Origin of the sequence: Candidatus Aquicultor secundus (assembly GCF_002791875.1) — a bacterium.
Taxonomy (GTDB): domain Bacteria; phylum Actinomycetota; class Aquicultoria; order Aquicultorales; family Aquicultoraceae; genus Aquicultor_A; species Aquicultor_A secundus.
In genome coordinates this window covers 499-8,600 of the sequence record NZ_PFNG01000026.1, presented here as the reverse complement: position 1 = coordinate 8,600, position 8,102 = coordinate 499, and the positions used below count along the sequence as shown (strand labels likewise).

Sequence of the window (8,102 nt, the reverse complement as noted above, 5' to 3'; positions counted from 1 at the left end):
GCACTTCTAAGTGACAGCGCGTGCTGCTCAGTGCGCTGACAAGAGGTAACAAAAAGTACCAACAAGGGGCCGACAGTGAAAGCTTTTAGTTTTGTACACACGGCAGATTTACATCTGGATAGCCCTTTTAAGGGAATTTCTGAGGTTAGTGAGGCAATAGGCTCAGAATTAACGCACGCAACATTTAAGACGTTTGACAGGATAATCGATCTTTGTATTGAACGACAAGTTAGCTTTCTCCTTGTCGTAGGCGATGTTTATGATGGTGCTGATAGAAGTTTACGAGCACAACTCCGCTTTCTAGATGGCTTGAAGCGTTTATCTGATGCCGGGATAGATGCGTATATAGTGCATGGAAACCACGATCCGCTCAATGGATGGTCGGCCAACCTGAACTGGCCCAAGAACGTGCATGTTTATCAAGGGCAAGTAGTGGGTGAAATCAGCGTTGAGAAGGATGGCGAAGAGATCGCACAGATCTGTGGCATTAGCTTCCATAAGAAAGAGATAACAGATAACCTCACGAGCAAGTTCCCTCAGAAGGCAGACCTAAACAAGGATCTATTTACTATCGGTATGCTCCATTGCAATGTGGGGTCCAATGCTGGGCATGAGCCTTACGCACCGTGCTCGTGGAAAGACTTGACCCTGCAGAATTACGATTATTGGGCTCTCGGCCATGTGCATACTAAAGATGTTCGAAACAATGGCAAACCACTGGTAATTTATCCTGGCAACCCCCAGGGCCTTAACCCCAAAGAAGTAGGTCCCAGGGGATGTTATTTAGTGGATGTTGATAGCTCTGGTAATCCAAGCGCTGAGTTTATCGAAGTCGATTCCGTAAGATGGTTTATAGAAGAATTACCCATAGGCTCACTCCAGACAGAACACGATTTAATTTTAGAGGTCAACAACTGCATTGAAAAGATTCGCGAAGAATCTGATGGGCGACCAGCACTGTGCAGGATTATCCTCACTGGTCGAGGGCCACTATACTCTTCTATTGCAAGAAAAGGCGTTCTCAACGATATTCTTGAGGAATTAAGAGCCAGTGAAGAGGGTGAAAAGCAATTTGTCTGGGTGGAGAGTTTTGTTAATGACGCGGGCCCAGAGATTGATAGAGAATCTATGTTGGATCGAGAAGATTTTATTGGTGACCTCTTTAAGCTTTTTGAGGAGACCTACCAGGGAGATGATAAGCTAGCTGATTTGAGAGAAGCCATTGAACCATTATTTGGATCCAAGGCTGGAAGAAAATTACTCGAACCCCTGGATGATGACCGTCTCATTAAGCTACTAAAGCGAGCGGAAACGGTTTGTTTGGATAACCTCATGGGAGGGGAGGCCTCATGAGGTTTGAAGAGGTCTATATCGATGGGTTTGGAAAGTTTCACGACTATCCGATAAGGGATCTAGCCCCAGGTCTAACTGTATTTATCGGACCGAACGAAGCGGGGAAATCGACCATTCTCTCTTTTATAAAACGAATCCTCTTTGGTTTTCCGGATGGACGCCAAAGGCAAAACCCCTATCCACCTCTTGCAGGAGGTAGCCATGGTGGAAGATTGGTTGTAACAACCAGTGATGACAAACGGTATGTAATCGAGCGTTATTTAAGAAGTTCCAATGCAGTGCAAGTAACCCTGCCCGATGGCTCAACAGGTGGAATGGAGGCACTTTCGTATATGCTCGGGCCGATAAATAAAAATATCTTTGAGAACGTCTTTGCCTTTGGGCTCAGTGAGCTTCAAGATTTTGAAACGCTCAACAACGATGAGATTAAAGGTCGGCTCTATAGCGCAGGCACCGGGACAGGCTCTATCTCTGTTGCAGAGGTTGTAAGTAAGTTAGATGCAGAGGCCAGCAATCTCTATAAACCCAGCAGGTCTGACAAGCCCGAAGTTAATACGCTATTTAAAAAAATTAATGAGGTTAATTCGCGGCTCAAAGAGATAGAAAATGAAATGCAAGCATTTGATGATTTTCACCGAGATCTAGAAGAGGTTGAGAGAGAAGTAGCAGTTGTAAGACAGCGTCGGCATCAGTTAGGGGCCGATCTTAACCATGCCAAGGATCTGATAACGGCCTGGCCCGATTGGCGAAAAATACATGACGTTAAAGAGCGCTTGCAAGAGGTTCCGGCGATAGAAAGCTTTCCTGAAAATGGCGTAGTCCTCCTAGAAAGAAAGCTAGAAAAGCTCGATGAACTAGAGAGTGCCAGCACTGCGAAAATGGAAAAGCTTGAAAAAATGAGAATCAGAGAATCGCTGGTAGCTGTCGATGAGCGATTGATCGATGCCGAAAGTGAAATCTGTGGGCTTCAGGGCGGGCAAGAGAAGTATGCGACGGCGAGGGATGAGCTTCCAGGTCTAAAGGGCGAACTAAAAGCAGCAGAAGAAGGCCTAAAGGAATTATTGAGGGAGATAGGGCCGGATTGGGACGAAGAGAAACTCTCCAGCTTTGATGTCTCTATTCCCGCTAAAGAAATTGTAAGGCAGAAATCTGATGAGATCGAGGATATTAAAGAGAAAATCCGCAGTGCTGAAAGCGACATTGTTAACGTGGAGCGCAATATTAAGGCCCTTGAGGCCGAGAAAGTATCTCTCGATAAGCGAGTAGAGGCACTCGGTTACCAGTGGATAGATGAGGGTAAGCTCGACCAACAAAGGAAGGCTCTTCAGTCTCTAAGAGCAAAGTGTCCCATTTTACGAGAGAAAGAGATTGAACTTAGGAACCTCCGGGAGAGAGGGGAGCTATTTATTCTCTTCAGGCCACGTCAGAAAGAAGCGCCGATGAAGATGCCCCTGTGGCCAGCTGTTTTATTTATAGCTATTGGAATCGTTCTTCTGATAGTAGCGCTCCCCACTAATAGCATGATCCTGGGTATCGTAGGGTTTGCCGGTTTTATCCTGTCTTCCATTGTATACGTAGTTGTAAGCAGGACGTTGTTATCTTCTAAGGGTGATGGACTTGAAGGCGAAGCATCTGAAATGCTTGGGAAGCAATCTGAAGAGTCGGAAGATCGAAAAAAAGCGCTTGAGTTTGAGCTGCAAAAAACAAGAAACGAAATTCTGACACATGCACAGATATGCGGCTTCGAGGATATTCCGGATTCCCGGCAAATTGAAGACAAAGATTCGGAATTGCGCGCGGCTGATACAAGCCGGCTGCAGTTAGATGAGCTAAACAACCAAGGGAAAGAGCTGGCACTGAAGTTTAAGCAGCACGACGGCGAATTAGAGATTTTGGATGATAAGCTTCAGGCTCTAAAGCAACGTAACGATCGTGCTATAAGGGCATGGAAGGATTGGCTTATCGAAAAAGGACTAGAGCCAGAACTTAGCCCCGACGGAGTAATCGACATATTCGCAACAGTTAAAACATGTATCGAAAAGAAAAAAGCTGCTGAAACGCTTGTAGGGCGAATTAGTCAAGTCCGGAGTTATCTTCAGGAATACGAGGCAAAAATTTCTACTGTTATGGAAAGCTGTGGTCGACAGAGCACGGACATAGACATAGATGTGATCGTTGAGCTGAGTAAGCTGGGCGAGGATGTGGAGCTAAATATCAGCAACAACAGGGAACTCGAACAGCTTGCAAGTGACGGAAAAGGGCTGGCGCTTGAAATTAAAAATTTGGATGAGAAAATCGAGCGTCTAAGAGGCGAGATATCCGAACTTTTCGCCATGGGCTTTGCTAAATCTGAGCTGGAATTCAGGGAGAACGCGAGGCACTGGGAGGAGCATGCCAGGTTATCAAACGAGGTTCTTTCATCCGAACAGAGCATAAGAAGGGTTGGTGGTGATGGTGAGCAATATGAGGCGTTTACCGAAGAACTGCAGGGAGCATCTCGTGAAAGCTTAATCGAGAAGGAGTCCCAACTGGAGGAATCCTTTAATGAGGCCGACGCCAATTACGCAGAGCTTCTAAAAAAGCAAGGCAGCATCGCCAAGGATATCGAGAACATAGAACGAAGAGAAGAAGGCTCTCTATTAAAAATAGATAAGATGGTGAAGCTGCGGAAGCTAGATATGCTTGCGGATGAGTGGTCTACACGTATCCTCGCAACGACGATCGTTAGAAAAGCACTTGAGCGGTACGAAAAAGAAAAGCAACCTCTGGTTATCAAAGAAGCTCAATCCTTTTTCTCGCATATCACTCAAGGTAGATATTCTAGGATTTACGCGCCGTTGGATGAGTCCAAAATTTATGTGGAAGATAGCGACGGCAGAAGAAAAGATATACAGGAGCTAAGCAGGGGTACCGCAGAGCAACTTTACCTATCGTTGAGGTTTGGCTTCATTCGTGAATTTAGTAAAAGAGCTGATGGATTACCGGTAGTTTTTGACGATATCTTCGTAAACTTCGATCCTGATAGGTTTATCGCAGCGTTTGATGCGGTTAAGGAGCTAACCAAAACTAATCAGGTCTTCTATTTTACTTGTCATTCTAACCTCAGTCCGCTTCTGGGGACGATTCCTGACGCAAGGATAATTGATTTAAACGAAGAGAGGTTGACGAATTCCTAAGCAGTAGAGGACAGTGACTATATGAAGAATGATCCGTATACAGGAAGTCGGCATGGTAAAATTAGCGATTCCTAGGGTACAAGTCCAAAGACACTACGACCCCCTCCCAACCTCGCTCACCACACTCCCATCAGGCCCAACCAGCTGCACCCGCATCGGCATTTGCCCTAGTGCGTGGCTGGCGCAGCTCAGGCACGGGTCGAAGGCACGGATAACGGCCTCAATCCGGTTTAACGCGCCCTCAGGTATCTCAGCCCCGCGAATAAATTGCTTCGCTACCTGCAAAACCCCACGGTTCATCGCACCATTATTAAACCCGGTTGCGATTATCAAATTAGCTTTCGTCACAAGCCCGTCATCATCAATCTTATAATGGTGCACCAACATACCCCTAGGTGCCTCAGCGACGCCAACGCCCTCCGAGCAGTTGGGCTCGGCTTTTGCCCTGATGCGCCTGCCCAACACGTACGGCTCATCCAACAATGCGCCCATTTTCTCAACACAATAAAGTATCTCAATCAACCGCGCATAGTGATAATGGAACGAACTCAAAACAACGCCGCGCTCAAGCGAGCGAAACTCGGTCCACTCCTGGGCGGCCAGAGGCATATCGACCTTATCAACAATATTCAGTCGGGCCAACGGGCCGACCCTAAAAGCGTTGTCGGGCGGCGGCGATGCCTTATAATACGGGAATTTCATATACGACCAGTCTTCAGCCATCTCCCCGATATAATCCTGATACTCCACCGGGTCGATGCCGTCGGCGACAACCTTCCCGCTTGAGTTTACGATCCGCATCAACCCATCCGTGTATTCCAACGCGCCGTCCTTGCCAACAATCCCTACAAAATAGGTGGGGTAGTTCGAAAAAGTGCGGATTTCGTCGCGAAAGTTCTCCATCGAGCGTTTGAACCAGTCGAGCGTACGGCGTATGGCAGCCATGGCTTCGGGCAACATCTCTCGTATCTCTTTATGAGCATCCGAAGAAAGGGGCGTGGCGACGCCGCCGGGGACTATCCAGCCGGGGTGAACGCGCTTTCCGGTGCTTGCCATATGCGCGATGACCTGCTGGCCGAATTTACGCAGGTAGATGCCGTCGAGCGCGAGTTGGCGGTTGGCGGCGGCGACATCGAAGAGGCTGCGCTTGGCCGGGTCTGCGTCCATGCCGAAAAGAAGGTCGGGGGAGGAGAGGTAGAAGAAGCTTAAGGCATGGGACTGGATGACCTGGGCGAGGTTGGCGATTCGCCTCAGCAGGAGCCCGGTCTCTGGGATCTTGACCGACAAGATGGCGTCGCAGGCTTTCGACGAGGCGGTGGCGTGGCTTACCGGGCAGATGCCGCAGATGCGCTGCATGATGAACGGCAGCTCGTAGAAAGGGCGGCCCTCGCAGAACTTCTCGAAGCCGCGAAACTGCGTAAGGTGAAGGCGGGCGTCCTCGACGTGCCCCTCGTTATCCAGGTGAATTGTTATTTTCGCGTGCCCCTCGATGCGGGTTACAGGCGCTATTACGATATCCTTTTGCACCGATTACTCCTCCTATCCGAACCGGTTTCTGATCTCCGGCATACGCCCCTCCAGCAGCTCGCTTATAACTTCATGGATTAAATCCGCCGAGGGCGGGCACCCCGGTATGAACACGTCCACGCCCACGACCTCGTGCAACGGCACGGCGTAGGGCAGCAGCGCCGGGACGCTCTCCTTGGGGATTTTCGAGCCGATGCTCGCGTTTTCGAGAAAAACTTCATTTAAGAGATCTACGACTTTGTGCGGGTTCCGGTACGCCACGATATTGCTGGTCACCGCGCAGTCGCCGAGCGAGACGAGGGTTTTCGTGCGCTCGCGGATTGTGAGAAGCCTGCGACGGTCCTCTTCGCTTCCGACAGCCCCCTCGACGAGCGCGACATCGACATCCTGTGGATATTCCTTGGTGTCGACGAGCGGGCTGTATACGACATCCATCTTTTCAGCCAACTCGAGCAACCTCTCGTCCATATCGAAGAGAGACATATGACACCCCGAACAGCCGTCAAGCCACACTGTCGCTACCTTTGGTTTTTCAGCCGGTTTTTCCATTGCTTTTTTCGCTTGCGATTTGCCTGCCTGCGATGACCCCGTTTGCCGTTTCGCCATTAGCGCTCACCCCTCATAATCCGCAAAAGCGGCAAGAATGTGTGCTCGCGCCGCCCCTCGGCAATCGACATGCCCCGCTCGTAGATGGCCCCGACCGGGCAGACGTTTACGCACTTGCCGCAGCTCGTGCAGGTTGGCGATGTGCCCCAGGGCTGGTCGAGGTCGGTAATGATCTGGTCGTTAACGCCGCGCCGCTTCATGCCTAAGGTATTGGCCCCCTCGATTTCCGAGCACGCCCGGATGCAGCGGGTGCATAGGATGCAGCGGTTGTGATCGAGGACGAACTTATCGTGCGTAGAGTCGACCCCGAGGCCCGGATAGAGGTAGGGATAGCGGATATGCGTGATGCCCAGTTCTAAGGCGAGACCTTGCAGTGCGCAGTTTCTGTTCGCCACGCAGATAGAGCAGATGTGGTTTCTCTCGGCAAAGAAAAGCTCGAGGAGCATCCTGCGATACTGAACCAATCGCTCCGAGTTCGTTGTGACCTCCATGCCTTCCCAGATATAGGTGGTGCATGAGGTCAAGAGCTTCGCCACGCCCTTTATCTCGACCAGACACAGGCGACAGCTCCCATAATTCGTCAACCCCTCGAACTGGCACAGGGTGGGGATGCGTATGTGGTTTTCGCGCGCCACGTTCAAAATGGTCTGGTCTTCACGACCGGCGAGGTCGCGGCCATCTATCTTCAGCGTCTTAACACGTAGCTCTTGCCGAGCGGATTCCGGTCTCATCGCTTCACCTCCACGGCTTCTCTAAAGCTGCCGGCGTCTTTGAACTTGCACACCCCGGCCGGGCATCGCCTCTCTTCGATATGGGTAATGTACTCGTCGCGGAAGTAGCGCAGCGTGCTCAACACCGGGTTTGGCGCCGATTGCCCGAGACCGCAGAGGCTGGCGTGTTTTGCCAGGTCGCAGAGCTCTTCGAGCATCGGCAGGTCGGCCGTAGTCGCCGTACCGTTGGTTATTTTCTCCAGGATATGATGCATCTGAACGGTGCCCACCCGGCAGGGGATGCACTTGCCGCACGCTTCCGATTTGCAGAAATCCATAAAGTATTTGGCCACATCGACCATACAGGAGGTCTCGTCCATGACGATCATGCCGCCCGATCCCATAATTGAGCCGGCCTGCATCAGCGACTCGTAGTCGACCGGTAAATCCAGATGCTCCTCGGGGATGCAGCCGCCCGACGGGCCACCGGTCTGCACCGCTTTGAACTTGCGTCCCTCGGGGATGCCGCCGCCGAGGTCGTAGATGATCTCACGAAGCGTTATACCGAGCGGTACCTCGATGAGGCCTACGCTATTTATCCTGCCGACCAGGGAGAGCACCTTGGTCCCTTTGCTTTTCTCGGTGCCGATGGAGGCGAACCAGTCGCCGCCGTTTCGGATGATGGGCGGTATATTGGCAAACGTCTCGACGTTGTTGATGAGGGTCGGCT

6 protein-coding genes are annotated in these 8,102 nt (G+C 50.7%); 2 read left to right on the top strand and 4 right to left on the bottom strand.

Annotation, left to right across the window (positions count from 1 at the left end):
* Positions 1 to 75: 75 nt before the first annotated feature.
* Together COY37_RS00925 and COY37_RS00920 are read left to right on the top strand one after the other, a co-directional pair.
* Complete coding sequence (locus COY37_RS00925; RefSeq protein WP_286678354.1) at positions 76 to 1,353, top strand: metallophosphoesterase family protein; 1,278 nt, start codon at positions 76 to 78, stop codon at positions 1,351 to 1,353.
* Positions 1,350 to 4,529: an AAA family ATPase gene (locus COY37_RS00920; protein ID WP_286975553.1), complete on the top strand. Its 3,180-nt coding sequence runs from the start codon at positions 1,350 to 1,352 to the stop codon at positions 4,527 to 4,529. Before COY37_RS00925 ends, COY37_RS00920 begins: the two co-directional genes overlap by 4 nt.
* 93 nt (positions 4,530 to 4,622) lie before the next feature.
* Here COY37_RS00920 and COY37_RS00915 read toward each other — a convergent pair whose 3' ends face one another.
* The 4 genes from COY37_RS00915 to COY37_RS00900 all read right to left on the bottom strand — a co-directional run.
* Positions 4,623 to 6,056, bottom strand: a complete 1,434-nt coding sequence (locus tag COY37_RS00915; RefSeq protein WP_286678356.1) for a Ni/Fe hydrogenase subunit alpha — start codon at positions 6,054 to 6,056, stop codon at positions 4,623 to 4,625.
* Positions 6,057 to 6,068: 12 nt separating this feature from the next.
* Complete coding sequence (locus tag COY37_RS00910; RefSeq protein ID WP_353682444.1) at positions 6,069 to 6,605, bottom strand: NADH-quinone oxidoreductase subunit B family protein; 537 nt, start codon at positions 6,603 to 6,605, stop codon at positions 6,069 to 6,071.
* Between the two features lie 56 nt (positions 6,606 to 6,661).
* Positions 6,662 to 7,393, bottom strand: coding sequence for a bidirectional hydrogenase complex protein HoxU (gene hoxU / locus COY37_RS00905; RefSeq protein WP_286678358.1), 732 nt, complete (start codon positions 7,391 to 7,393; stop codon positions 6,662 to 6,664).
* Positions 7,390 to 8,102 (bottom strand): NADH-ubiquinone oxidoreductase-F iron-sulfur binding region domain-containing protein (locus tag COY37_RS00900; RefSeq protein ID WP_286975550.1); only part of this gene is annotated, 713 nt, incomplete at its 5' end. The genes COY37_RS00900 and hoxU, both read right to left, overlap by 4 nt.

Bases quoted from the DNA above. Each gene is read 5' to 3' on its own strand.
- COY37_RS00920 (WP_286975553.1), top strand. From the start codon at position 1,350: ATGAGGTTTGAAGAGGTCTATATCGATGGGTTTGGAAAGTTTCACGAC.
- COY37_RS00910 (WP_353682444.1), bottom strand. From the start codon at position 6,605: ATGGAAAAACCGGCTGAAAAACCAAAGGTAGCGACAGTGTGGCTTGAC.
- hoxU (WP_286678358.1), bottom strand. From the start codon at position 7,393: ATGAGACCGGAATCCGCTCGGCAAGAGCTACGTGTTAAGACGCTGAAG.